General features: G+C 38.7%; 27 protein-coding genes and 2 pseudogenes. 7 read left to right on the top strand and 22 right to left on the bottom strand.

Going from position 1 to position 23,907, the window contains the following annotated elements; translation table 11 throughout:
- Positions 1-337 precede the first annotated feature (337 nt).
- The 3 genes from ACQKMF_RS01655 to ACQKMF_RS01645 form a co-directional block, all read right to left on the bottom strand.
- Positions 338-2,008 (bottom strand): sigma-54 interaction domain-containing protein, encoded by a 1,671-nt coding sequence (locus ACQKMF_RS01655; RefSeq protein WP_427571542.1) that lies wholly within the window; start codon positions 2,006-2,008, stop codon positions 338-340.
- A gap of 64 nt (positions 2,009-2,072) precedes the next feature.
- Positions 2,073-3,248 (bottom strand): acetyl-CoA C-acetyltransferase, encoded by a 1,176-nt coding sequence (locus ACQKMF_RS01650; protein WP_402939463.1) that lies wholly within the window; start codon positions 3,246-3,248, stop codon positions 2,073-2,075.
- A complete protein-coding gene (locus ACQKMF_RS01645) occupies positions 3,245-4,192 on the bottom strand; it encodes a 3-hydroxyacyl-CoA dehydrogenase family protein (protein ID WP_427571539.1) in 948 nt (315 codons plus the stop codon). Before ACQKMF_RS01645 ends, ACQKMF_RS01650 begins: the two co-directional genes overlap by 4 nt.
- Positions 4,193-4,449: 257 nt before the next feature.
- Between ACQKMF_RS01645 and ACQKMF_RS01640 the strand changes: the two genes are divergently transcribed.
- A complete protein-coding gene (locus ACQKMF_RS01640; protein WP_101223195.1) occupies positions 4,450-5,226 on the top strand; it encodes a 3-hydroxybutyrate dehydrogenase in 777 nt (258 codons plus the stop codon).
- Between the two features lie 302 nt (positions 5,227-5,528).
- The gene (locus ACQKMF_RS01635) at positions 5,529-6,371 is read left to right on the top strand and encodes an alpha/beta fold hydrolase (RefSeq protein ID WP_427571537.1); all 843 of its coding nucleotides are present in this window, start codon (positions 5,529-5,531) and stop codon (positions 6,369-6,371) included.
- Between the two features lie 59 nt (positions 6,372-6,430).
- On the opposite strand, the gene ACQKMF_RS01630 is transcribed toward ACQKMF_RS01635, so the two are convergent.
- On the bottom strand, positions 6,431-6,616 hold the full coding sequence (locus ACQKMF_RS01630; RefSeq protein ID WP_286141416.1) for a YjcZ family sporulation protein: 186 nt from the start codon (positions 6,614-6,616) through the stop codon (positions 6,431-6,433).
- Positions 6,617-6,942: 326 nt separating this feature from the next.
- On the opposite strand from ACQKMF_RS01630, the gene ACQKMF_RS01625 reads away from it, so the two are divergent.
- The gene (locus tag ACQKMF_RS01625) at positions 6,943-7,482 is read left to right on the top strand and encodes a hypothetical protein (RefSeq protein WP_427571535.1); all 540 of its coding nucleotides are present in this window, start codon (positions 6,943-6,945) and stop codon (positions 7,480-7,482) included.
- A gap of 42 nt (positions 7,483-7,524) precedes the next feature.
- On the opposite strand, the gene ACQKMF_RS01620 is transcribed toward ACQKMF_RS01625, so the two are convergent.
- The 5 genes from ACQKMF_RS01620 to ACQKMF_RS01600 all read right to left on the bottom strand — a co-directional run bounded on the left by ACQKMF_RS01620 (position 7,525) and on the right by ACQKMF_RS01600 (position 11,435).
- A complete protein-coding gene (locus tag ACQKMF_RS01620) occupies positions 7,525-7,734 on the bottom strand; it encodes a DUF4083 domain-containing protein (RefSeq protein ID WP_427571533.1) in 210 nt (69 codons plus the stop codon).
- 719 nt (positions 7,735-8,453) lie between these two features.
- The gene (locus tag ACQKMF_RS01615; RefSeq protein ID WP_427571531.1) at positions 8,454-8,909 is read right to left on the bottom strand and encodes an SRPBCC family protein; all 456 of its coding nucleotides are present in this window, start codon (positions 8,907-8,909) and stop codon (positions 8,454-8,456) included.
- Positions 8,910-9,057: 148 nt separating this feature from the next.
- Positions 9,058-9,930, bottom strand: coding sequence for an AraC family transcriptional regulator (locus ACQKMF_RS01610; protein WP_427571529.1), 873 nt, complete (start codon positions 9,928-9,930; stop codon positions 9,058-9,060).
- Between the two features lie 251 nt (positions 9,931-10,181).
- Positions 10,182-10,832: a hypothetical protein gene (locus tag ACQKMF_RS01605; protein ID WP_427571527.1), complete on the bottom strand. Its 651-nt coding sequence runs from the start codon at positions 10,830-10,832 to the stop codon at positions 10,182-10,184.
- A 156-nt stretch (positions 10,833-10,988) separates the two neighbouring features.
- On the bottom strand, positions 10,989-11,435 hold the full coding sequence (locus tag ACQKMF_RS01600) for a GNAT family N-acetyltransferase (protein ID WP_101223202.1): 447 nt from the start codon (positions 11,433-11,435) through the stop codon (positions 10,989-10,991).
- 219 nt (positions 11,436-11,654) lie between these two features.
- On the opposite strand from ACQKMF_RS01600, the gene ACQKMF_RS01595 reads away from it, so the two are divergent.
- Positions 11,655-11,834 carry a small acid-soluble spore protein H gene (locus ACQKMF_RS01595; protein ID WP_101223203.1) on the top strand — a complete coding sequence of 60 codons (180 nt, stop codon included), beginning with the start codon at positions 11,655-11,657 and terminating at the stop codon, positions 11,832-11,834.
- A gap of 215 nt (positions 11,835-12,049) precedes the next feature.
- Here ACQKMF_RS01595 and ACQKMF_RS01590 read toward each other — a convergent pair whose 3' ends face one another.
- From ACQKMF_RS01590 to ACQKMF_RS01580, 3 genes are all read right to left on the bottom strand, one after another.
- Positions 12,050-12,562 (bottom strand): DUF3189 family protein, encoded by a 513-nt coding sequence (locus ACQKMF_RS01590; protein ID WP_101223204.1) that lies wholly within the window; start codon positions 12,560-12,562, stop codon positions 12,050-12,052.
- A gap of 281 nt (positions 12,563-12,843) precedes the next feature.
- Positions 12,844-13,953, bottom strand: a complete 1,110-nt coding sequence (locus ACQKMF_RS01585) for a D-alanyl-D-alanine carboxypeptidase family protein (RefSeq protein WP_427571524.1) — start codon at positions 13,951-13,953, stop codon at positions 12,844-12,846.
- Positions 13,954-14,857: 904 nt separating this feature from the next.
- The gene (locus tag ACQKMF_RS01580; protein ID WP_427571522.1) at positions 14,858-15,829 is read right to left on the bottom strand and encodes an acyltransferase family protein; all 972 of its coding nucleotides are present in this window, start codon (positions 15,827-15,829) and stop codon (positions 14,858-14,860) included.
- A gap of 374 nt (positions 15,830-16,203) precedes the next feature.
- Here ACQKMF_RS01580 and ACQKMF_RS01575 point away from each other — a divergent pair, with 374 nt between their 5' ends.
- Positions 16,204-16,596 carry a thiol-disulfide oxidoreductase DCC family protein gene (locus tag ACQKMF_RS01575; protein ID WP_101223207.1) on the top strand — a complete coding sequence of 131 codons (393 nt, stop codon included), beginning with the start codon at positions 16,204-16,206 and terminating at the stop codon, positions 16,594-16,596.
- An 88-nt stretch (positions 16,597-16,684) separates the two neighbouring features.
- On the opposite strand, the gene ACQKMF_RS01570 is transcribed toward ACQKMF_RS01575, so the two are convergent.
- The 7 genes and pseudogenes from ACQKMF_RS01570 to ACQKMF_RS01540 form a co-directional block, all read right to left on the bottom strand.
- Positions 16,685-18,031, bottom strand: a complete 1,347-nt coding sequence (locus tag ACQKMF_RS01570) for a DUF3238 domain-containing protein (protein WP_427571520.1) — start codon at positions 18,029-18,031, stop codon at positions 16,685-16,687.
- A gap of 137 nt (positions 18,032-18,168) precedes the next feature.
- Entirely contained in the window at positions 18,169-18,615 is a 447-nt protein-coding gene (gsiB, locus tag ACQKMF_RS01565; protein ID WP_402939495.1) for a glucose starvation-inducible protein GsiB, read from the bottom strand.
- Between the two features lie 177 nt (positions 18,616-18,792).
- Positions 18,793-18,990: pseudogene (locus ACQKMF_RS01560) on the bottom strand (KGG domain-containing protein); the annotation flags it as partial.
- A 143-nt stretch (positions 18,991-19,133) separates the two neighbouring features.
- Positions 19,134-19,283 (bottom strand): YvrJ family protein, encoded by a 150-nt coding sequence (locus ACQKMF_RS01555; RefSeq protein ID WP_101223211.1) that lies wholly within the window; start codon positions 19,281-19,283, stop codon positions 19,134-19,136.
- 40 nt (positions 19,284-19,323) lie between these two features.
- A complete protein-coding gene (locus ACQKMF_RS01550) occupies positions 19,324-19,542 on the bottom strand; it encodes a DUF2922 domain-containing protein (protein ID WP_230178192.1) in 219 nt (72 codons plus the stop codon).
- 42 nt (positions 19,543-19,584) lie between these two features.
- Complete coding sequence (locus tag ACQKMF_RS01545; RefSeq protein ID WP_101223213.1) at positions 19,585-19,803, bottom strand: DUF1659 domain-containing protein; 219 nt, start codon at positions 19,801-19,803, stop codon at positions 19,585-19,587.
- 196 nt (positions 19,804-19,999) lie between these two features.
- Complete coding sequence (locus tag ACQKMF_RS01540; protein ID WP_427572391.1) at positions 20,000-20,233, bottom strand: DUF2798 domain-containing protein; 234 nt, start codon at positions 20,231-20,233, stop codon at positions 20,000-20,002.
- Positions 20,234-20,439: 206 nt separating this feature from the next.
- Here ACQKMF_RS01540 and ACQKMF_RS01535 point away from each other — a divergent pair, with 206 nt between their 5' ends.
- The gene (locus ACQKMF_RS01535; protein WP_427571517.1) at positions 20,440-21,324 is read left to right on the top strand and encodes a LysR family transcriptional regulator; all 885 of its coding nucleotides are present in this window, start codon (positions 20,440-20,442) and stop codon (positions 21,322-21,324) included.
- A gap of 281 nt (positions 21,325-21,605) precedes the next feature.
- The gene (locus ACQKMF_RS01530; protein ID WP_427571515.1) at positions 21,606-22,253 is read left to right on the top strand and encodes a hypothetical protein; all 648 of its coding nucleotides are present in this window, start codon (positions 21,606-21,608) and stop codon (positions 22,251-22,253) included.
- Positions 22,254-22,296: 43 nt separating this feature from the next.
- Here the strand turns inward: ACQKMF_RS01530 and ACQKMF_RS01525 are convergent, their stop codons facing one another.
- From ACQKMF_RS01525 to ACQKMF_RS01515, 3 genes and pseudogenes are all read right to left on the bottom strand, one after another.
- On the bottom strand, positions 22,297-22,551 hold the full coding sequence (locus ACQKMF_RS01525) for a sigma-G-dependent sporulation-specific acid-soluble spore protein CsgA (protein WP_101223217.1): 255 nt from the start codon (positions 22,549-22,551) through the stop codon (positions 22,297-22,299).
- Positions 22,552-22,659: 108 nt separating this feature from the next.
- Positions 22,660-22,857 carry a helix-turn-helix transcriptional regulator gene (locus ACQKMF_RS01520; protein WP_034309784.1) on the bottom strand — a complete coding sequence of 66 codons (198 nt, stop codon included), beginning with the start codon at positions 22,855-22,857 and terminating at the stop codon, positions 22,660-22,662.
- Positions 22,858-22,885: 28 nt separating this feature from the next.
- Positions 22,886-23,288, bottom strand: a pseudogene (locus tag ACQKMF_RS01515) (DUF6773 family protein).
- Between the last annotated feature and the right edge of the window lie 619 nt (positions 23,289-23,907).

Below are 23,907 nucleotides of genomic sequence, written 5' to 3'. Positions count from 1 at the left end.
ATGACAGATAGGCCATTCACTAAGTAATTATGCAATTATTGTGCCAACTTTAATGCAATGAAAAATCTCATCTTTAAAGCCTTTTCCAACAGTTTATTTCCCTTTTAAGAGCTAAAGTCCCTTAAAACTGTCAAGGTTTCAGTACACCTAAGTATTAACTTTAAAAAAGTGTAAGACTTTTCTTACAACTTTCAAATTTCCTTTCGTTTTATGTACGGATTTCCTAACACACGCAAATATTTGCTAGTGAAAAATATGCACAAATGTGTATCTATTCTTAAGAGGAGGTTAAAAAGTATAAAAAAAGTGCCCTTGAGCTAAAGGGCACTTTCTGCAGTCATAAACCATATTTATTCATTTTTTCATACAGCGTTGTTCGACTAACTCCGAGTCTCTTTGCCGTTTCTGATTTATTGCCTGAGGTCATTTCCAAGCATGAAACGATTGCAGCCCGTTCCGTTTCATCCATTACTTCAGCTAAGGTACGGATCGATACTGATTCTTTATGACCCGTTATTTCTTTAGGGAGATGCTTGGAACGTATCATTTCCCCTTCTTCAACAATATTCATTGCGCGTTCAATGATATTCTCCAACTCACGAATATTCCCCGGCCATTTATAAAGACGAAGCAGCCGTAATGCTTGATCACTCATTCCCATTACGCGTTTTTTCATAAGGTTCTGATACTTTTCAACAAAATGATTTCCCAGTATTTCAATGTCCTCCGGTCGCTCCCTTAAGGAAGGAACCTGGATTTGCAAGACCTTCAACCGGTAATACATATCAAGCCGGAATTCCCCTTTCGAGACCATTTCCTCCAGATTACGGTTCGTTGCAGCGATTACCCGTACATCAATCGGAATACTTCCCGTAGAACCTACTCTCTCAATCTCTTTTTCTTGTAAAACACGGAGCAGCTTCACCTGCATATGCAGTGGCAGCTCACCGATTTCATCGAGAAAAATCGTTCCGCCTTCAGCCGCTTCGAACTTACCTGCTTTTCCGCCCTTTTTTGCACCAGTGAAAGAACCCTCTTCATAACCAAAAAGCTCTGACTCCAGCAGCTCTGCCGGGATGGCGGCACAGTTCACTTTGACAAACACGCCCATGGAGCGTCTGCTATCATTATGAATGGAATGGGCAAACAGCTCCTTACCTGTTCCGCTTTCGCCCAAAATCAACACATTCGAGTCGCTTTTAGCTGCAATTTTGGCTTGACCTTTCACTTCCATGAAAGCAGGACTTCTTCCCATCAAATGATCAAACGTATATGAGGCCTTATTTCTCTCGCGAAAATCGCCTTTGTACTTTTTCAGCTCTACTTCAAGTGAATTTATCCGCTTGGAAAGAGCGGTAAATTGCCCGACATTCTTAAAAAGGATCTTTCCGACCGCTCCTATTAATTTATCTTGTTTCCGTATCGGGGAGCGGGTCGCAATAATATAATTATCTTTAATTTTTTGTAATTCAGCGACCTCTTGCTTGCCAGTTTTGGCGACCACATGCATACGGGTGTTTTCAATGACCTCCGTTACATGTTTCCCTATCGAGCTTTCCTGATCGACCCCAAGAAAATCCGCATAAGCGTGGCTCAGCATTTGGACATACCCTTCCGTATCAACCATCACCAAGCCATCATAAGCAAACTCGATAATATCCTTAAACAGAAGTTCTTCATGATTATCGATATTAAGAAAATCACTTTTATTATTTGTAAACAATAGGAGGTAAATCTGATACTCCTCATCACCCATTTGAATGATGGCTTTTCTGACAATCCCATTATTATCATTCAAGCGGATCGGAGTATTTACAACTGGTACAAGGTTTTTTTCTAAAATCAATTTTATTTGCATCTCAAATTGATTCTCAGCAAAAGCCTCAGATAATACGCGATTGCTTAGAACGATTTCTTTTTCGTTTTTCGTCACCAAAACACCAAAAGGCAATTCTTCCAATATCGCTTTCACTAATTCCAATTGAATAGTTTTATTATCGCTGACCATTCCTATTCTCCTTAACCCGTCTGAAGTTTCCTCCATTATATCATAGGAAAATGAGGCCAAGTCATTACCGCTCCACAATCAGCGCAGTTCCTTGCCCGCCACCGATACATAAGGTGGCAAGGCCGGTTTTTGCATCCCTGCGCTTCATTTCATACAATAAAGTCACTAAGATGCGGGCACCGGAAGCGCCTACCGGATGACCCAGGGCAATCGCCCCTCCATTCACATTCACTTTCTCCGGCTGCAGTTCAAGGTCCTTAAGCACGGCGAGTGACTGTGCCGCAAAGGCTTCATTCACTTCCATCAAATCAATATCTTCTATTGTCAATCCTGCTTTTGCCAAAGCTTTCCTTGTCGCAGGAACTGGACCGTATCCCATGATTTTCGGATCAAGCGCGGCGTTTGCATATGACTTGATGGTTGCTAATGCTTCCAATCCCAGCTCGTCTGCTTTTTCTCTAGACATCAGGACCAACATCGCACCCCCATCATTGATTCCGGATGCATTTCCTGCCGTAACCGTTCCATTTTCCTTAAAAGCAGGACGCAGCTTCGTAAGTTGGTCTAACGTCAGCCCATGACGCGGGTGTTCATCTTGGTCAACCAAGATCGTCTTTCCTCTGCGTTTATATTCAACAGGTACGATTTCATCTGCAAATCGTCCTTCAAGCTGCGCCTTTTCAGCTTTCATTTGACTCTCTAAAGCAAATTCATCCTGCTTTTCACGGCTGATTTCCCACTGCTCGGCGATATTTTCTGCAGTCACACCCATATGATATTGATTAAACACATCCGTTAAGGCGTCATAAGTCATTGAATCCACCGCTTCGGCATTACCCATTTTCTGCCCAAAACGATAATTTGGAAGTAAATACGGAGCATTGCTCATGCTTTCTATACCCCCGGCAAGAATCACATCAGCATCTCCAAGGGCAATGAATTGCGCTCCCATTATGACTGTACGAAGGCCAGATCCGCAAAGTTTATTAATGGCCATGGCCGGCGTTGTTTCCGGAATCCCTGCATGAATCGCAACCTGACGTGCCACATTTTGCCCTAATCCAGCAGAGAGAATATTCCCAACCAATACTTCATCGATCAAATCAGCCGAGATATTTGCCCGCTTAATCGCTTCCTTAGCTGCCACGACTCCCAAGTCGACCGCTGAAACATTGGCAAGACTGCCTCCAAACGCACCAACTGGTGTTCTTGCTGCCCCTACAATCACTACTTCTCTCATAACACTTCCTCCTTCTCCATTTTTAATTTTCCCAGTTTAATAAAATTACGGTCCCGCTCATTGATTTTCTGGGAAACGGTAGATTCTTCATACGTAAAAATCCCTTCTCCCGACTTCGTCCCAAGCTTTCCCTCGGCCACCAAATCACTAATCAAATCAGGGGCTTCCTTACTCTGATCCAATGCCGGTGCAACATTATCGAAAACACGCTGCCAAGTGTCCAGACCGCCAAAGTCAGCAATCTCGATCGGTCCGGTGAATGCCCATCGAAAACCTGGTCCAGCCGTTATCGCTGTATCGATATCCTCAGCATTGGCAACGCCCTCTTTTAATAGATAAAAGGCTTCCCGCATCAAGGCAGTCTGGAGACGATTGGCAATGAATCCTGCTATTTCTTTTTTCAAGAGAATCGGAGACTTGCCGATTTTACGCATCAAATCCATTGTTGTCTTTACGATTTCCGGCTTTGTTTCGTCATGCTTAACAATTTCAACCAATGGAACCAAATGGCCAGGATTAAAGAAATGCGTGATGATCATTCGGTCCGCAAACGATGCCTTCTCCATCAATTGAGAAATTGGAAAGGTCGATGTATTGGAGGCAACAATGGCATCCGGTTTGATTATTTCCTCCATTTGCTCATATAGATTCAACTTCAGCTCGATGACTTCCGGAATGGCCTCAATGATAAAATCAGCATCTCTTACTGCCCCTTCCAAATCCACGCTATATGTAATATGGGCTAAAGCTACTTGCTTTTCCTGATCAGTCAAAACCCCTTCCTCGATGAGCAATGATAGATTCTCAGAAATTCGATTTTGGGCACGGTGTAGCAACTCATCCTTAATATCGTTAATGGTGACGAAATACCCGCTAACTGCAAAAGACTGAGCGATTCCACTCCCCATTACACCAGAACCGATAATGGCTATTTTTTTAATCATCCAGCTTCCCCTTTCCGTTTCAATTACCTTTATTTACTCGCCTTTTTATATATGCAATATCCATGCCAACGATAAGGGGAAATAAAATTCTTTTGTTATCAAGAAAATCATGATAGACTCTTACTCATTAACCTAAATCATATTTTTAATAACCTTCCCTTTATATTTCCAATGGAGCTTACTCTGTGAAATATTCCCTGTTTACGACATAAAATGACAGACCTGGACCATTACATTTTTTATTGGAGGAATGTAATATGGTTAAAGATAAAGTGGCGATAATTACCGGATCCGCTAGAGGGATCGGCTTTGAGATTGGAAAGATATTTGCTGAAAATGGTGCAAAGGTCGTTTTGTCCGACCTTGATCAAAACACAGTTGAAAAAGCTGCTCAAGACCTTAGGAACAACGGCTTGGAGGTTATCGGCTTAAAAGCTGACGTAACAAGTGAAGATGATATTATCCAACTAATCAAACAAGCTAAAGACAAATACGGACGAATAGATATTTTCATCAATAACGCCGGCCTTCAGCATGTTGCACCAATTGAAGAGTTTCCAACTGAAAAATTCGAACTGATGATCAAAATCATGCTGACCGCGCCGTTCATTTCAATTAAGAACGTTTTGCCCATCATGAAAGAACAGGGCTTCGGCAGGATAATCAACATCTCTTCCATTAACGGTCTGATTGGATTCGCCAACAAAGCAGCGTACAACAGTGCCAAACACGGTGTAATCGGATTGACGAAAGTAGCCGCCTTGGAAAGCGCCTCTTTTGGCATAACAGTCAATGCCCTTTGCCCAGGATACGTGGACACGCCTCTCGTCCGCGGTCAACTGGAGGACCTGGCGAAAACAAGACAAGTTCCTCTGGAAAGCGTTTTGGAAGAGGTCATCTATCCACTTGTCCCACAAAACCGCTTACTCGATGTAAGTGAAATTGCCGACTACGCCATTTTCCTAGCAAGCGACAAAGCAAGGGGCGTCACAGGCCAGGCAGTCGTGTTAGATGGCGGATATACAGCTCAATAAAACGAAAATGCATTTTAAAAACCCCGAATAAATTGCACCAAAAAAGGTGCTCTGTATTCGGGGTTTTCTGTCCGCATGGAAATGTGGGAAAATTTGGTGGCGTAAAGAAATCCCCCATGTTACAGTAATATAGGGAGACCTCCCATTTTTACAACTATTAAAAGGAGGCCTCGTCATGATTATTAAGTGGGTTAGACTGCGATAATTAAAAGCGCAGGCCAATCATCATGCTCCGGAAAGTATATATTGATCTGCGCCATGGTAACGGCTATTGGATAATATTTAATACGGAGGTAAAAAACATGAGTGAACAGATACTGAAAATAAATAAAGTGGATATATGTACTGAAAGTTTTGGAAACCCTAAGGACCCTGCCGTGCTTTTGATCATGGGAGCGATGTCTTCATTAGACTGGTGGGATGATGACTTCTGTCTCCGCCTTGCCGATTCGGGGAGATTTGTCATTCGCTACGATCATCGGGATCTGGGCCGGTCTACCGTTTATGAACCCGGTACCTCCAACTATACAATAACGGATTTGGCTGACGATGCCGCTGGTGTCCTGGACGCTTATTCCATAGGGCGGGCTTCTATCGTTGGAATGTCCCTAGGCGGTATGGTCGGCCAGATTCTTGCCTTAAGATATCCGGAACGCGTAAATACGCTTACGCTAATTGCATCAAGCGTGTTCGGGACAGTAATGGAAAAACTGCCTCCAATGGATCAGAGCATATTGGATCATCATGCAAAAAGTGCTTCCATTGATTGGTCAAATCGGGAGACGGTCATCGCTTATCTTGCGGATGGCTGGAAAACTTTAGCCGGTTCCAAACCTTATGAGCAGGAAAGAATGCATAAACTGGCAAAAAGAGAGGCTGACCGTGCCAAACAGCTACCGAGCAGATTCAATCATGCCATGCTTGCTGGCGGAGACGAATATTTCGATCGAATGGGTGAGATTTCCATACCTGTCCTCATCATTCACGGCACAGAAGATCCAGCCCTGCCATACGAGCACGGACTTGCTCTTGCGAAAGCCATCCCTCACGCTGAATTAGTGACTCTTGATGGATCAGGGCATGAGATTCATAGTGAAGACTGGGATATGATTATCGAATCAGTCATAAAGCTTACTTCGCGATAGTATAAAATCAGCAATAAAAGAAGCCGACCAATAAAGGTCGGCTTTTCTTTATACATTTGTTAGCAGAAACCGCCATATCCTTGAACGGGATAACAGCCACCATTACCTCCATCGCCGCCGCCGAAACAAGCAGCTCCAACGATGATTAAAAGGATAAACAAAACGACTATAAAAGCGAAACCGCCACCAAATCCACCAACATCGTTACCGCAACCGCAATTTGATTCATGACCACAATTTGACAATAGAAACATCTCCTTATTTGTTTTAGGAGGAAAAAATTAAATGGGTTAATTCAACATATGTTCTAATTAGGATATTGACACAAAATCACCGAAAACTTTTTTATCCACCCTTAGTTGATCCGAAATAAAACAGTTTAACAGCGTATTTTTACTGTTTTGAAATTTCATACACCTTCACCTGACGCAGCGTCGAACTGCCGGACACCTTATCACTAATAATACGAACATTCAAAAAGGATTTATCTCTGTGAAGATGATAATTGTTTTGTAATATCCTACTAACTTCAGCTTATTGTACAATGAAGGTAAAAAGGTTCGAGGTATTTATGATAAAAGGAAATTCTTATATTCTTGTTTTCTCCATGCTTGTTCTGTTGACAATAGTACTAGTTTCAACTACACCGATCATAATTAAAACTTTACTTGCTTTAATAACGATTGCGTTTTTATTTCCTGTGATTAGAAAGCTTCTGTTTAAAGACCATTTCAGAAAAATTAAAGTGGCATTCTACTCATCATTAACCTTTACTATTGGTTTATTTCTTGTCTCGATTTTTGAAGAACCATCCTTTAAATTAGATGGAGATTTCTTTCAGATTATTCTTATTGTACTTTTTTATAGTTTAATGGGAAATTTCTTTTATGGCTTACCAGTCTCACTCATTGCTGAATTTATTTCAATGAAGTATTTCAATATTCGTTTCTGGTTATCTGGAGTAATACATATTGGTTTTGGATTGGCTACATACTTTATTGACCCAGGAGGTTTCTTTATCTTTGCGGTTATTTGCTCAATAATCTTTTTTGCACTAGATGAAATCACTAGAGTATATTCGGCTTCTTATTGGACTAACCTGCGCCGATAGAGTGGCCTGTGTGGAACAAAAAAAGAAAAGGATTAAAAGAAATTAATCTCTTTTATCCTTTTCAAGCATCTCAATTACTCTATCAAGTTTTTGTTCTATTTTATTGGTTTGTTTTGACCTTGTAAGAAGAGAACGAACAAAAAAGTAAACAGCAAAAATCCCCCCAATCAACAAAACAAACATAATAAGTTGATATACCATATCACTTGTAACCCAAAGAACTTCACCCCTTTCTTTTTTTGGTTTAACCATAGCTCATGTCTACTGCACAGAACGTAGAGTTGACAAAATTATTCGTATAGTTTTTTAGATATCACTTTTAATTCTTTATATATTTGTGTAAGTAATATTAGTATATGTAATGGCAATCCAACTGCAAGTCCCACCAATGGAGAATAAGGTCCAGCGAAAGTAAGCGATAAAAGTGTAATAGTTAAATATATAGAGATAATTAGCGCGCTCAAATAAAATTATCCTTTTTTGGATAATTATATCATATGACTCTTAAAAAGTTTGGAAAACACTACGGCTCCCTAGCTAACCTGCCCCTTTAGTCTTTAAGAAAATCAACAATACTTTTTATCAGAGCTGATTTTTCAAAAAAAGTAATAATTTTACACTTTTATACTGGAACATTTGTTCTACCTGTGTTATTCTTATAAAAACAAATAAAAAGATCAAATCGCAGCCAAACGATTTGATCCGTAATTATAAATAAAGGCCGGTTGTATCCGCGGGCCTAACACGGTTGTACCGCTGAGCCGAGCCAATTGCTAATGTTCAGGGTGCCGGTGATAAAGACAGCTACGAACTTCAGCTAAAGCACCCATTAGTTCTATAACTACTTACCAGTAGTGTTTTCTCATGTAGTTCAATTTCACAAATGTCATAATTATTAAGTGTGATAGTTTGGTCAAATTCAACATTTCTTGCTTCTACCTGCTTTCTTTATGAACTGACCTGCCACTAACCTAGTTCATATTCTCGGCAATCTTTTTCAGTGCCTTTGCACGAGAAACGATAAATGCTCTCATATACTTCTCTAAAAACACCTTATCAGCTAAAACTCCAATCGGACCGAACGGTGACTTATATTGAAATTTATCCATCATTATAGTTCCGCCCTGTTCTTCTATAAACTGATGTGTGTGTATGAATGAATGGAAGGCACCCTTCATCATAATATCCACAAACTTATATGGTTTTTCCATTAATGTCACTTTGGCTTTCAGCCTTTGTTTAATACCAAAGTGAATGGCTTCCCAAGTAACAGTATCTCCCTTTTCTAAAAGCCCTTCTGTCACACCATCAACAGCAATTTCCTTTGTTTTCGCTGTCGTTTTAGTATGGATATCCACGCTCCTCGCTAGGTCAAAACATAATTCAACTGGTGCTTTAATAAATTGTTGATACTCAATAACAGGCATTTTTCAATCTCCTTATATAAGCACTTTCTATCCATCATTATAGCTCGTTAAAGCAAATATTACCTAGCTCTCCCTCATTATCCTTCCTTTTTTTCACGAGAAAAAAGCTGCCTTAAGACAGCTCTTCGAATAAATCTTTTGCCCATATTTACTTTTTCATAACGGGGATCCATATTTCACTTCTAAATGTTGGTGAGGTTATATCTTTATTTTCGTTCCAAAGGATTTCCGGCCCTTCTCTTTGTTCATAGTTAGAGGATGGAAACCATTCGGAATAAATCCTGCCCCATACATTTTGCAGTGTTTCAGGAAAGGGTCCGACTGCTTCGAATACCGCCCAAGTAGATGCATCCACTTTCAGCTGTGTTAAGTTTTCTGGACATTCCCTCGTTGTTGCTGCGCCGATATAATGATCAAGCTCCCCTTTTTCCTCCAACCTGCCTTCGGAAAAGTTCGCAGATGCACTAAGCAGTCCTAATGGCTCGACATTCGATAGGTGTTTAAGTTCATTTATCGTTTTCTCGTCTAAACTTTTCCACATCGATGCAATCTCTGGATTAACCCCGTTAAAAATGATTGGAACTCTTTTTTTAATTCCAATTATGTGAAACGCCTCTTTTTCTTCAATTCGATAGTTCATTTCACTGCCTCCTTTAATGGATAATTGGAAGGACATCGGTGGATAGGCTTTAAGTGAATGGCCATTACTTCTCGCTTCAGATGGTGTGATGCCATGCAGATGTTGAAACGCTCTCGCAAAAGAGTCCGGTGAGCTGTACCCGTACTTTATCGCTATATCAATGACCTTCATGTTGTTATCTTTAAGCTCAAACGCTGCAAGTGTAAGCCGTCTTCGGCGGATATACTCGGATAGTGAAATACCTGCAAGGAAGGAAAACATCCTTTTAAAATGATATTCCGAGCAATAAGCTATCCTTGCAACCTCTTTAAAGTCAATTTCGTTCGTAAGATTTTCTTCAATGAATTTAATGGCACCATTCATATTTTTGAGCAAATCCATTCAATGACCTCCCTTATATCAACAGAATAGCAGGAGTTGAAACTAATCATCCGACATTCTGTGCACGATTATGCAGGATATAAACTTTTCCGTTAGTTTAATTACAAACCTTCACGATTTCTTATAGACTTTCAATGAAAATGCAATTACTTCCTTTTACAAAAGTAATGAAAACTAACACTCTGTAAGTCATTTTATTATTTCTAATTTTTATATAGGACTACCCTCAAAACCAATCCGCAAAATATTTTTTAACGAACCTCTGTCATATATCGGTTATATATATCATCACATTTTTCTAGGCATTCTAAATATAATTGTCTGATTTCTGATATTGGACATAGTTTTATGTAACTTTCATCTTTTATTATCTTAATTAGTGGGTTCATTTCATGATAATAACTATATTCTTGATTTTCTTTATTTAAAATGCTTTTATATCTTTTTAAAATAGTTATATAAGCATCGTCAATTAACCTGTAATCACATTTGGCTCTCTCTTGTTTATAAAATGTATAGATTTCTCTTCCGAAAAATTTACCTTCCGTAAAGAAAGAAGAATTTACTGGAGAATAATAAAGATACTGATCTTGATAAGGTCTCTTACTAATCTGCATTCTATGCCAATTTTTCACTTCTTTATACCGATCTCCTAAAGCTTTATAATCATTTGATATCGTTTTGGTTTGGAGATTCGATACATATTGAAAAATAGCAGAATTATTTTCATAGTCAGAAATAGGAGTTATAGAACACCAGCATATATAGTTATTATCTAATTTCCCAATAATGCAGACCTCTTGTTTGGGACTAATGTATATTTCAAAAGAAACTTCCTTATCATTTACTTTATAATTTGGAACTACATTATGATTTTGCTTGATCAAATTAATTTTTTCCATTTTAATTCCTCATATCTTTTCGTAAATTTACTGTATTCCTGCATATAAGTCAGAATTCCCACTTCAGCTAATGCCCCTTTTGCTCTATAAGAAAAGAGCAATTCGTCACTGCCCCTTAGAGAACTTTCGCACCTGTTAATGTAAATACTCTTATTGTTAAGATGGGGATTTACGGACTTTTTGCATAAATAGCTCTGGATTATCAATCTGGTTAAAACCGTATTTTTTATATAATGAATGTGCATCATTGGTAGCTAACATAAACCTGCGAACCCCTTCTAGTTCGGAATGATTGGTGATAACCTCCATTAACCATTTTGATAATCCTAATTTACGATAGTCAGGTAATATAAACACATCGCAAAGGTACGCATGGGTTGCTAAATCGGTTATTACCCTTGCAAATCCAACTTGTTCAATATCTTCATTTCCTATTTCACCTTTATAAACCCCAAAACATAAGGTCGTATTTTCAATTGACTTTATTACTGTTTCCTTGGGTATTCCCTTTGACCAGTAAGCTTCCTGATTCAAAAAATTATGTATTAAATCCACATCTAAATGCTTTTTATTAGTGGAAATCGAAAACCCCTTAATATTCATTTTACATCTCCCTGACCTTTTTTAATTTTCTGTAATTATACCAAATCACTGATTTTAATCTTCTGAACTAACCTGCCGAAATGTTAAAAGCTGCCTTAAATATAACTCGATTTTAAGTAAGGTTTAAGGAATTCTTGGAAGAATTTTAATACAACAAGTATAACTAAGTAACCCGAAACAAATATTATACATATTGCAAAATCAAAGGAGGTGGCTAAAATGAAAGCACAACGAGCAGAAGAAATTGCTTCTTCACCAAATATGGTTAATGTAACCTATAATGAGGAAAGCATCTATATCGAGCACGTCGATGAACAAAATGGAACAGCTACAATCCATCCCCTTGATGATCCAAATAAAAAACAAAGTGTTTCTGTAACCAGCTTAAAGGAGCAGTAATTTCCTCGATTCAATAATAGACCTCCACTTTCGGGTGGTGGTTTATTGTTCGATTAAGTTCATTGAACAAGCACCACGTCTATATAGCGTATATTCTCCCAGAAGCTAAAAAAAAGCCAACATCAATCGTTGACTTTAATTCCTAAATAAAGTTACAAACTGCACTTTCAAAAACGAATTTCGATGGGCTAAGCAATCTTTTACAATAATTAATATTACTTATATATTTCATTCTCTAATATAATCACTTTTTCCCCATTCGCTGCTTTTCCTATTTGTTTCGTATTTTCAACCAACCGAAAAATATTATCACAGCATTGTTTTGCACCTATAACTAATAATGGTACACCTATAAAATCAATTTTTAATGCTCTTGATAGGTAACCCCCTATAGACATAGCAATAGGTACCGTTGGTGATGTATTGGAGAATACTATTTTTTCGTTAAAATGAAATTTCTCTTCTAGTAGTAATGTCAATTCTTTTAATGCTGGAACCACAAGCTTTTCTCTTTTATGTCCAATTGTATAAACTGAGTTGCCATCTTCATCGGTCCCGCGAAAAATCAGCTTTCCAAACTCTTTTTTCGTTAATTTATTGAAATATTTTACATTTAATATTTCTTCCTTTGTTAGTTTTCTTTCCGATTGAGGTAATTGTTTTAAATGATATGCGGCAGCCATAGACGTGGTATGTGTACCCCCATAATCATTATAGATATACATCATGAAATCATCCCTAATAGTTTTTTTAATACTATTATGGTCATATACTCCATTTCCAATTCGGTTGATTATTTTAGGGAAATATCCGAATTCAGGAATATGATCTTATTTGACATAATAAAGTTGTCCTATCTAAAAACAAGATCGTTTTGCAGTAGATAAGAATATTCCTGTGCTCGAATCATCAATAAAAATAAAAGAATACACCTATCAGTAATAAATGATAAGGGCACTCTTTTATTGTTTTTATTATTTATAAACTGGGGTATGTATAGTAACGAGTTCTAAAACCCTCCCAATCCTAGGGATGGGACAGATAATTTAATTAGCTTATCATTGGTTGTTTCTTTTTTAATCGGGGCTGGCAATACTGTGTTCCTAACATCAGCGACCGTTTTAAGGTCAAAGGATTCTATTGCTTCCCCCTCTTGGTTCATGATTGAGAGAATTCCATCATTACCCGTTTTTAGACTAGGTTGATCACTGCTTGAATGAGTATAGTATAAGTCTTCGTTCAGCGTGTAGGAATGAGAGTAGTCCGCTGAATAAAGTTTGCTTTTTTTATCAATTTTACCTGATATAAAGTTATCAAAGCCATAGTTGAATAAAAGCTTGGTATCAGCGTAGGCAATCTTGTCTGAAGGAGCTTTTAGAGTGACAGCAATCAATTCCTGATCACCTCTGGTGGCAGTGGAAATCAGGGTGTAGCCGGATTGACTGACGAAACCGGTTTTCCCGCCGGTTATTCCCTTATAGGGGAGTTCTCCTTTTAACATTTTATGATGGGTAATTAGAGTCGTGTCCCATGTTTCCACTTCCCATGGTAAAGCCTTCTTCCCAAAATACTCACGAAAAGTTTCATTTTTCATTGCATATTGGGTAATTTTCGCAAGGTCACTGGCTGTAGTTAAATGGTCTTTGTCAAACAATCCATGGGGGTTCGTAAAATGAGTATCGGTGACGTTTACTTCTTTTCTTAAAAACTCATTCAAATCTTCCATAAACAGTTTTTCACTGCCAGACATATGCTCGGCAATTGCCATGGCTGCATCATTTCCGGAGTTGATTAGCATTCCTGCAATTAATTTGGAAAGCTCTATTTCCTCCCCAGGTTCAATAAATACCGAAGACCCGTCTGCCTTCGCTGCTTTCTTGCTTACAGTCACTAGTTCGTTCATATCCCCGTGTTCTATAGCATATATAGCCGTGGCAACTTTCGTTAGACTGGCTGGATACATACTTTTATTCATGTTTTTTTCGTATAATACTTTTCCACTTTTCGCATCAATAATGATACCGGCTTCACTATTGAGAGGTAAGTCAGATTCTGCACTTACAGTCGTAGAGGCGAAGGGGATTAAAGCCAAAATGAAGATGAAGAAAAACTTTTTCATATGCCGCTCCTTTGATGATAGTAAAATCCTATATAGTCATAATAAAATAAATCTGAATGTTTAGAGTTGATTTATTGAAAGTGAAATACAAAAGTAATTACCCCTTAATAATTTTGGAAACATTTCGGGGAATGGACTTCATTTTCTTTCCTGAAATAACTTTATAAGGGTTGTAACCCTTTTAGTGGAGCCTCCGTTTAATCTCCATTAAATAGATTTTTTTGTAGATCACTAAATATCTGGCAATTTCTTTTCATGAAAAAATCCCTTCAAACTGAAGGGATTCTGTCTGTAGATAAAATCTAAGAAAAGCCAGCTTGACTGCAGTTTTTTTATTTAAAAAACGTTCCAGATGATTTCAGAAATCCGCTCCCTTTCCGCCGACTGTCTGCCAAGCCGCATCAAAGCAAGCGGCTGCGGTGTCTCGGCTAGCCAGTAATTCGGCAGGAGTGTCGCAAATTTCTTCAATCCAATAAGGATTACAGTAAAAAAACATGAAGGATAATCTAGTCTTGTATTAAAATCATAGTTCGAGATGAGACCGTTCCCGACCGCCCGCGGAAAGCGAGTACCTGGAGTGGAAATCGACGTTCCAGGTTTAATAAACCCTCATAAAAACTGTAAACAAAAGGGGCTTTATCTAAATTTCAAAACAGAGTTGATTGGAACGAAAGGTGCGAGACTCCTGCGGGAAAAGCGCGTCAAGGGGAGACCCCACAGGCGCAAAAGCGCCGAGGAGGCTCCCCGACCGCCCGCGGAAAGCGAGTGCCTGAAGTGGAAATCGACGTTCCAGTTTTTACAAACCCTCATAAAAACAGTAGACAAACTTGATTTTCATCGAGTTTGTCTACTGTCTCAACCCTTCAAACTGAGGGCTGGTCACTTTATAGGTATTAAAATTCTGTTATGTTTTCATTTTCATTCCTATTAACACACATTCCACTTTTACTATCGGTTTTCTTGATAATATAAATATAATGGTTACAGGTATGACTAATAAAACATAGTACTGGCCACTTTCTTTGATCCAATCATATATAAATGAGTTATAAACATATTCCAGAAAAAACATATGAAAAAGATAAATACCTAATGTAATTGATCCTATTTCAGTAAAAAAAGTATGTTTTTTAGGAACAATACATAAAAAACAATAAGTTGCTGCTCCCATAATTAAATAAACGAGAAACTTATATATAAAACCGAGGGCAATGGGGCCTTCCATTAATTCCTTATAACCTAAACGGCCATAAAACCATTCCCTCCAAGTCATTTCCCCATAGAAATAAATACCGATAAAGATCAACCCTAGTACAGCCCAGCCTATTAGGGCATTACTTTTCTTTTTAACCCATTCAAAATGATTTTTTTCTAAAAAATGACCAATTAAAAAGAAAGGAAAGAAAAAGAACGTTCTCGACAAACTTAACCATTCATTCACTTCACCAAAGTAACCGATTATTAGCGAGACAATTATTGAAAGAACAATTCCATATTTCCTCGAGGAAAATATAAACAATAATATATTCCAGCAGAATAAGCTTATTAAGAACCATAAAGCCCATCTTGGAGTCAAAATTGTGAATTCAATTGGTTCATCAAATACCTTCTGATAATAGAAGGTATAAATCATCTGGAATATTACATAGGGAATTAATATTTTCTTAATTAGCCCCCAGAGGTCCTTTTTACTTTTTATCTTTCTTGAAAAATAGCCGGATACTAAAATAAAAGCTGGCATATGGAATGAAAAAATAAACAAATAAATTGTTAAAATCCATTCGTTTTCTTCCACCATTCTTGCTAATGTGTGTCCCAAAACAACTAGTACGATTAAAACAGCTTTCGCATTATCAAAATACGGATCACGCTTCATGAAATCTTACCCCCTATAAAGAAACTGCTAGTTATATCTTCTGATCCTCAATTATGGTTTGAATGAAAAAGCCGGCTTTCCCCTAATATAGGATTGCCGGCTGTTTATTTACGGAACTTCATTGGAGTATCTACCATATCATAGCTTGTTTACAGTATAGTTAATGGAAAATAACAGTTTGATAACAGAGACTTAAACAAAAAACTCCACCCGCCAATCGAGACGCGCTATCGCACCCGTTAATGACTTGCCGGAACGGACAATCACTTTCAAAATCAAATCCCAAGCAGTTCCAGACGTTTTCGCCTTAGCAGAACGGGTAGTGTATTATATAAGCATGAGTATGATAACGTCTCTCTATAGGAGGAATGTTCATGAATCCAATCATATTATTTGATGGTGAATGCAACTTTTGCGATTCGAGTGTCCAGTTCATTATAAAGCGGGATCCACAGGGGCTTTTTCATTACGCTTCGCTTCAAAGTGAGGCGGGACAAGAGTTGCTGAAGAAGTATGATGTTCCAGCAGATATAGATAGCATGGTCCTGATTGAAAGGGATAAGGCCTACTATAAATCGTCTGCAGCCTTGAGGATTTGCCGTCGCTTACAAGGGGCATGGAAACTGCTTTACGGCTTCATCATCGTTCCAAGCTTCATCCGGAACTTCGTTTATGATTTCATTGCCAGAAACCGTTACAAATGGTTCGGAAAGAAAGAAGAAAGCTGTATGCTGCCGTCGCCAAGTGTTCGAAAGCGATTTTTATAAAGAAAATGTATTTGTTGGATTGGAAATGGTCAACTTTCTAGTATCAACAAAAAAAAGGACGATCAGCACTCACGGCTTTTCGTCCTTTTCATTGTGTAAATGTGGAGTATCTCCATAAATGATTGGCCGTAGGATGCGCCATCATTTCGAGCCCCTTGTTTTCCGCCAGGTGCAGGGGTTCCCAGTCTGGGTCATCTGCCTCCTTGAGGTAGACTTCGTGATGCGGTGCCTGATCATGATAGCCTGCTATATTGATTTCGCCATTTCGGTAAAAGGTCCCAATCACTTTATAATCCACGGCAGGAGAAATGATGATTGGGTTGCCTACAGAGTGTGTCATCTGAATTGTCGTTTTTTCATGATTGGATAATACGCGCTTCACTACAATGTCTTCATCCGAGGCCACTCCTTCCTCAAGGAAATCGCCATCATGATTGTAGGCTTCACTTTTCCCGACCGCTTTGGAAAATTCAATCTCGGCCTTTCGTTCCTTTTCGTGAATATACACATCGACTCTAGTCCGGAAACGGGGTGATTCAGGATCAAACCCGCGATTGTCACCTTTAAAAATGGGAACCTTCGATGCAAGATTGGGGTTTTTCAGCCACTCTTCCGGTAAAAAGGTGGTATAGCGCAGCTGCCAATTTCTTTTCTTTTTACCGTCCACATCGTTTTCAACTGGCTGTAAAAGCTTTTTTACAGGCCCAATCTTTTTCGTATTCGTTATTTCCTCGATCGCTGCCTTTGCTTGGGAGGAACCTTTTTTTACGGCTCCGACAATACTCGCTAGAAGGGATTTCACGGCATAGGACTCCTGCTCCGAACGCGGAAGGGGCCGCTTTGCTTTAATGGTATATGTGTATTCCTGATCTTCACTAATACTTCGATCACTGAAGGAACATCCACCCACTTTCCCAATATCCACGCCGTTTCGGTAAATCGTATACTCTTTTATTCCTTTGATGGGCTCCCATTCCAGGGTGGCTTGGCCTTTTGCGACAATCGTGGTGAATACCAAATCCAAAAGGATATTATCTTCTTTTTTATTCTCGGCGGTCGTTGATGTCTGTATTTTCATCCTGTTTACTGCCTGTTCTTTTTCATTCAAACTATCTATCGTGTACGTATAGATGGTTCCTGGAGTCAGACCCCGATCTGCAATCTTTGGCTCCGAGCCGCTGTAAATCAGCTTTTTCCCCCTGAATACCCGATAGAAACCGCCTTCATCCGGCCAAATAAGTTTTATGGAATCTTCTTTCCGTTCGATCTTGCACATCAATGAAGCCGTTTTGAATACCGCTTGATGCTTCCTCTTATTGGAGACCAGATAAGCGAATCCCGCAAGACCAAGAGCAAGCAATGAATGCCGTGCAGTGAATGTAACTCCGCCTACTTTTAAACGGGGAAATGAATAATGAGCAATCAACTTCTTCATCACCTCTTCCTTTTCTAGGTGTTATTCTTTACCCACTTTAATCTCCAAGCACACTTTGCAATGTGCTGTGCTGGGCATAACAAAACCGAGGGAATGGTTACTCCCTCGGTCATTTATAAGTTTCACTGGATTATATTTTAACGGCGGCTTTTTTCCCCGCCTTTGCGTCCTGCTTCTTCACGGCTCATTTTTCCATCATCGGAATCATCACGTTGATTGGCCCGTGCCTCTCCGCCTTTTTCGCCGATTTCCTGATAGAATTCCTTGCCATGACTGTCGGATGTCGCTTCTCCGCCTTTTTTACCAATCTCCTGATAGAAGTCCTTATCATGATTTTCGGATGTCGCTTCTCCGCCCTTTTGGCCAATCTCTTGATAGAATTCCTTATCATGATTTTCGGATGTCGCTTCTCCGCCCTTTTGGCCAATCTCCTGATAGAATTCCTTATCATGATTTTCGGATGTTGCTTCTCCGCCTTTTTGGCCAATCTCTTGATAGAATTCCTTATCATGATTTTTTGCTGTTGTTTCTCCACCTTTACGTCCTGCTTCTTCACGACTCATTTTCTCATTGTTGTTAGCCATTAAAAATTCCTCCTTATTATTTGGATTTTTCATGTACTAGCTACATGTGACATGTACTCGCTTGAACAGCTATAAAACTAGATTAAGCTAAAAACTTCAGATCGTTTTTTTAGCGGCGACTTTTTCCCTCGCCATTAAGTCCTGCTTTTCCCTGCTCATTTTTCAATCATCGGAACCATCACGTTGATTGGCTCTAGCCTCTCCGCCTTTTTTGCCAATTTCCTGATAGAAGTCCTTATCATGATTTTCGGAAGTGGCCTCTCCGCCTTTTTGACCAATCTCTTGGAAAAATTCCTTATCATGATTTTTTGCTGTCGCTTCCCCGCCTTTGCGGCCAGCTTCTTCCCTGCTCATTTTTTCATTGTTGTTAGTCATTAAAACTCCTCCTTATTATTTGGATTTTTTAAGAACTAGCTACAGTTTTATGTATACCCGATAGTTTTGATATAAAACTAGAATCTATTAAAATTTCAAAAGGAAAAGCATCATGAATGATATCACTCATGATGCTTCCTAACCTACTTCGGAATCCCTTCTCTCAAGCGATTTGGCAGCTCTACAAGGGTTTCATTCAAAGTATCCAATTTCGTTTCAATTCTATGAAGCAAATAGAGGGTAACAATGATTGGGAACCCAATATCACTGACAAATGGCAGAATTTGATCCACTTTTTATTCACCTCACTTCAAGTGTGTAACCTCCCGTTCGTTAAATAAGTTCCACTTCCTCCACATTCCGCTCGACAAGGCGCGCCGCCTTCAAATCGACGAAATTCCCGGAGGATGTAACGAACACATTCCCCGCAATGATTTTTTCCATTGCCTGTTTAACCGTGTTTACTCCGACCGGATCCTTCGGATTATCAACGGAAATCGTCGCTGACTTTCCTTCCGCTGTAACGAAAATCAATTCCAATACTTTAGCCATTTCAAATCACCTCCCCCTCTTCCGACATCTTTCGAAAACCGATTAGCCAATCAAAGAATACGTATCCACCCGGGTCACTTCACCCATTGGATAATCCTGTACACTTGCGATTGCAACTGCTGTCGAAAACAACTGGTCCGCCGTCGCCTCGACCTTGATGTTTGAAAATGTCCTCCGCTTGAAAACGAGGGCGCCTTTTTCATTTAACCCCGTCTCAAAATCGATCCGCAACGTACTTGATACTGGAATTTGATTTGCCATACCACTCACCCCCTTTCACACTCTATATAAACTTTTACAGGATGAAAGTAGCATGGTCTTGAAACTTTTTCGGGAAACGCATAAAAAGCTCCCCATCATTTGGGCAGCTCTATATCAGTATTTTTTAAAATCCATATTCTTTACTGTTTTTAAGGAAATCCTTTAAAACCACATTTTTATTATCTACTGGCAATTATTATTTGTCTTCTTCTCTCACTAAAAAATCTTTCTCAATTATTAACGGTTTTTCTACAAAATCAATTCTTCTCATTATTTGTTGTATTACTCTCGGGAAAAAGTAAGCTCCAAAGAAAGCACAGATAAAAGCCTGTGACCAAGTTTTTAACCAAGTAGCTAGGAATAGATGATCATAACCCCTATTTATTGAGACTAATATGAATGAAATAAAAAAGGACATACTAAATGCCATTAAAAATGCATAAATAATATTTCTGTATTTAACGTTTATATTCATTATTTTTCTACTTCAACTCCTGATCTAATTTTAGGTTCCTTGATATTTTTAATTTACTGTTGTTCTGTTCCCAACTATATTTTATTTCTTCCATTTACATTAGTAAAACCAATTTTTATAATAGGTCTATTAGAATTACTAATACAAAGGGGTTAGTCAGATTGAATTCTTATTATGCATTTATCAAAACTATAGAAACAGGCAGTTTTACAAAAGCTGCTGAAGAACTTGGCTATACGCAGTCCGCCATTAGCCAAATGGTGCATTCATTAGAGGAAGAGCTTTCCACCACTCTTATTTTACGTTCTCGAAAGGGTATTACTCTGACACCAGATGGCGAGGAATTTTTGCCATATATCCGGAAGATTTGTAATTCACATAGGGAACTGACTGAAAAGCATAAAGAGATGGAGGGACTGCAAAGCGGTCTTATTCGAATTGGCACCTTTTCCAGTGTTACATGTCATTGGATACCGGGATTGATCAAGGATTTCAAGGAACTTTACCCGACTGTTCATTTTGAATTACATCAAGGAAATTATTCGGAAATCTCAAACTGGATTAAAGAAGGCAGCGTAGACTTTGGCTTTGTGAATTCAAATGTTACGGATTTAACTACGATTCCCTTGCAAGAAGATGAAATGGTGGCTGTAATGCCAGTAGATCACCCTTTAGCATCATCCACAGAAGTCTCCTTGGAGGAATTGCTAAAAGATCCTTATATCCTGTTGGATGAGGGAGTTATACATGAACCATTAATAATTTTTAAACAGTACAATTTTGAACCTGATACACAATACCGGGTCTATGATCCTTATGCGATTATGTCGATGATTGAACAAAAGCTTGGCATTTCGATTTTACCGAAACTGCTCTTAACTAAATGTCCCTATAATATTGTAACGAAAGCCATCTCCCCTTCTATTATCCGAACAATTACATTGGCATACAAAGATAAAAGGGTATTGCCAATAGCAAGCAGGTTTTTTATTGACTTTATTATTGAAAGGTATCGGAAGCTTAATAAAAATTCCCTTCTAAAATGATGAAGAGAATTCCTAACCTCTCCAAACTTTTACCTTTGAACTTTTGCATTCCTAAATAAAAACCTCTTAACTATGTTACTGCAGAAGTCCTGAGCCTTATCCTGCCTGGTTGCTTGTTTCATAAATCCTGGATATCGCTCTTGCTTTTCATCTAATTTTCCCTTTAAATTAATTTTTATAACTGACCTTTTTGATGCGAAGATAAATAGCAGTTGGCTTTAAATGGCACGTCAAATTCGCCTTTTCTGGGAAATAATAATCACGAAAGGAAGTGGATGTTGATGTCATTAGAATGGTTTGACAGAGTAAGCGGGGAATTGCAGGATCATCTTAAATCAATTTGTGAAAAATACGACCGCAATGGCAGTTTGATCGTGGAGCGCGGGTCTAAGCATCCACGCATCGAGTTTTATACAGAGCAGGATGACAATGAGCGGGATTATTTTGCCACGCTGTTTTTTGATCCGTACAATGAAGAATTTTATATGGAATCGTTCGAGCCTGATTTAGGGCAGATCAGCAAGGTCATCCTTTCGGACATTGAAGATATCGTCGATGCTGTCCATGAGAGCTTCCATAACTATTTGGAAGAGGAAGATGATGATGATGATTACGAATATGATATGGATGATGATAATGATGATTTGTATGATCCAGACGGCAACGATTCCGAAATATACGAAATCGATGTAGATTGGGAAACGCCTGAAGTGACTGCCTATATCCAGGATAATGAGGTCGAGGTCACCTATCAATTCGGTATCGTCCAGGAAACAGGTGATGGTGTACTGAAACGGATCAATCGGATTCGGACAGCTGATGATGACCTGATAAAGGATGAAACGAATTTCATTTTCAGCAAAGAAGAAGCAAGCACGATCATCGCCATGATAGCCAGTCATATGGATTCACTTAGTGAAATGGAATAAAACCAATAAAACCTTGTCCATGATCATCATGGACAAGGTTTTATCATATAATAATCAGTTCATATACCTCTGATAATTGCGTGACCCGTTCCGTATCACTAGCTTCCTTCGCATGTTTAATTTCCTGAGGAAGAATATGGTTAAGGAGACTGGCTTCTTTACCGGATAGTTTATTGACGAGTTCTTCTTCAGAATGAAAATGTCCGCTTTTGATTTTATTATAAATTTCCTGCGCTTCAGGATATTGGTCCGTATAGTTAGACAATATCTCACGTAAGTAGCCAATCGTACGATCCATCAAACCATCCCTCTCGAATGTTAGATTTTTGCTTACATGCTATACCTTCCCCCATTTTTTGATGATAAATTCCTAAAAAAAAGATATCCAAATCAATGGATACCCTAATCAGTCTTCCTCCCAAAATAAATCATCCAATGTGCGGGATAATGCTTTACAAATTCCGACACATAAACTTAATGAGGGATTATACTTTCCGGATTCAATCAATCCTATCGTTTGCCTGGATACGCCGACAATCTTGGCCAGTTCTTCTTGTGACAAGTCCTTTTCTACTCTCGCAAGCTTCAGTTTTATATTTTTCAAGGGAAAGCACCTACTATTTCTTATTATCTTAGCTATTCTTCATTCCGATTTTCTTCGCCAGCAAGTATATACCACCAAAAAACAGAAGTAAAATCGGCAAATAGATCATGACGGATACAAACGATACCAATACAAAATACCATACGCCCTGGGAAGGATACAGCACTATTCACCCCCATGAATATAGCGATGATGAGTGCTAAAGCAACCGTCCCAAGAATCGTCTTCCTGCTCATCGGTGTTTTGCTTGTGCGGTCATGCATCTCCACCTCATCCCAGAATACACCTAAGAAAATGGAACGAGCTAAGTAATACAGCCCTCCTGCAACAAGGATCGCGAATTCCAGATATAACTCCCCGCTGCCTGCACCATATTTATATAGTTTGAAAAGTCCACTCACCAGGCAAATGGCCAAAATGACGTAATACATTTCTTTATAAATTTTATTTCTAACATTCTCAACCCGCTCATCCGTGATCTTTTTCGTTCGTTTGAATAGATTCATCTCTGATCGACCTCCAATAATTCCATCGCTTACCCTTATTATATGATTTATTTAACTTTTTGCAACATATATATTACATTTTATATTTTATAAATTGCAATATGTGTAAAAAAAGGTACCCATACATCAAGTATGGATACCTTACTAGCCTTATTTAGGGTTTTACTCGTGAGTTTTGGGGATTTACTCGTATATCTCCATTTTCGGAGATATACCTGCAATTTTCGTTGATATATCTCCATTTTCGGAGATAAACCTGCAGTTTTCGTCGATATATCTCTATATTCGGAGATAAACCTGTATTTTCGTCGATATCGTGAATTCTAGGCTTTTACTCGTGAGTTTTGGAGTTTTACTCGTGAATTTCAAGCTTTTACTCGTGAGTTTTGGGGATTTACTCGTGAATTCTAAGCTTTAACTCATGAGTTTTTGGGTTTTACTCGTGAATTCATGATTTTAATCATTGTTGTGAAGGAATGTACTTATAGTAACAGGACAGTATAGGTAAATAAGGAAAAATGTCTAGTGAAAAATAATACTTTTA

The organism is Peribacillus sp. NPDC101480, assembly GCF_050277335.1.
Taxonomy (GTDB): domain Bacteria; phylum Bacillota; class Bacilli; order Bacillales; family DSM-1321; genus Peribacillus.
The sequence above is the reverse complement of the archived record's forward strand: the minus strand, read 5'-3'. Positions and strand labels throughout refer to the sequence as shown.

What these genes read in the sequence shown, in the direction of transcription:
- ACQKMF_RS01540 (WP_427572391.1), bottom strand. Translation starts at nt 20,233, where the DNA reads ATGGCATTTAGTATGTCCTTTTTTATTTCATTCATATTAGTCTCAATA.
- ACQKMF_RS01640 (WP_101223195.1), top strand. Translation starts at nt 4,450, where the DNA reads ATGGTTAAAGATAAAGTGGCGATAATTACCGGATCCGCTAGAGGGATC.
- ACQKMF_RS01545 (WP_101223213.1), bottom strand. Translation starts at nt 19,803, where the DNA reads ATGGCAAATCAAATTCCAGTATCAAGTACGTTGCGGATCGATTTTGAG.
- ACQKMF_RS01585 (WP_427571524.1), bottom strand. Translation starts at nt 13,953, where the DNA reads ATGAAAAAGTTTTTCTTCATCTTCATTTTGGCTTTAATCCCCTTCGCC.
- ACQKMF_RS01550 (WP_230178192.1), bottom strand. Translation starts at nt 19,542, where the DNA reads ATGGCTAAAGTATTGGAATTGATTTTCGTTACAGCGGAAGGAAAGTCA.
- ACQKMF_RS01610 (WP_427571529.1), bottom strand. Translation starts at nt 9,930, where the DNA reads ATGGATTTGCTCAAAAATATGAATGGTGCCATTAAATTCATTGAAGAA.
- ACQKMF_RS01650 (WP_402939463.1), bottom strand. Translation starts at nt 3,248, where the DNA reads ATGAGAGAAGTAGTGATTGTAGGGGCAGCAAGAACACCAGTTGGTGCG.
- ACQKMF_RS01580 (WP_427571522.1), bottom strand. Translation starts at nt 15,829, where the DNA reads ATGAAGCGTGATCCGTATTTTGATAATGCGAAAGCTGTTTTAATCGTA.
- ACQKMF_RS01625 (WP_427571535.1), top strand. Translation starts at nt 6,943, where the DNA reads ATGATAAAAGGAAATTCTTATATTCTTGTTTTCTCCATGCTTGTTCTG.
- ACQKMF_RS01605 (WP_427571527.1), bottom strand. Translation starts at nt 10,832, where the DNA reads ATGGAAAAAATTAATTTGATCAAGCAAAATCATAATGTAGTTCCAAAT.
- ACQKMF_RS01530 (WP_427571515.1), top strand. Translation starts at nt 21,606, where the DNA reads ATGTCATTAGAATGGTTTGACAGAGTAAGCGGGGAATTGCAGGATCAT.
- ACQKMF_RS01525 (WP_101223217.1), bottom strand. Translation starts at nt 22,551, where the DNA reads ATGGATCGTACGATTGGCTACTTACGTGAGATATTGTCTAACTATACG.
- ACQKMF_RS01570 (WP_427571520.1), bottom strand. Translation starts at nt 18,031, where the DNA reads ATGAAGAAGTTGATTGCTCATTATTCATTTCCCCGTTTAAAAGTAGGC.
- ACQKMF_RS01620 (WP_427571533.1), bottom strand. Translation starts at nt 7,734, where the DNA reads ATGGTTAAACCAAAAAAAGAAAGGGGTGAAGTTCTTTGGGTTACAAGT.
- gsiB (WP_402939495.1), bottom strand. Translation starts at nt 18,615, where the DNA reads ATGGCTAACAACAATGAGAAAATGAGTCGTGAAGAAGCAGGACGTAAA.
- ACQKMF_RS01595 (WP_101223203.1), top strand. Translation starts at nt 11,655, where the DNA reads ATGAAAGCACAACGAGCAGAAGAAATTGCTTCTTCACCAAATATGGTT.
- ACQKMF_RS01590 (WP_101223204.1), bottom strand. Translation starts at nt 12,562, where the DNA reads ATGATGTATATCTATAATGATTATGGGGGTACACATACCACGTCTATG.
- ACQKMF_RS01575 (WP_101223207.1), top strand. Translation starts at nt 16,204, where the DNA reads ATGAATCCAATCATATTATTTGATGGTGAATGCAACTTTTGCGATTCG.
- ACQKMF_RS01600 (WP_101223202.1), bottom strand. Translation starts at nt 11,435, where the DNA reads ATGAATATTAAGGGGTTTTCGATTTCCACTAATAAAAAGCATTTAGAT.
- ACQKMF_RS01655 (WP_427571542.1), bottom strand. Translation starts at nt 2,008, where the DNA reads ATGGTCAGCGATAATAAAACTATTCAATTGGAATTAGTGAAAGCGATA.
- ACQKMF_RS01635 (WP_427571537.1), top strand. Translation starts at nt 5,529, where the DNA reads ATGAGTGAACAGATACTGAAAATAAATAAAGTGGATATATGTACTGAA.
- ACQKMF_RS01615 (WP_427571531.1), bottom strand. Translation starts at nt 8,909, where the DNA reads ATGCCTGTTATTGAGTATCAACAATTTATTAAAGCACCAGTTGAATTA.
- ACQKMF_RS01645 (WP_427571539.1), bottom strand. Translation starts at nt 4,192, where the DNA reads ATGATTAAAAAAATAGCCATTATCGGTTCTGGTGTAATGGGGAGTGGA.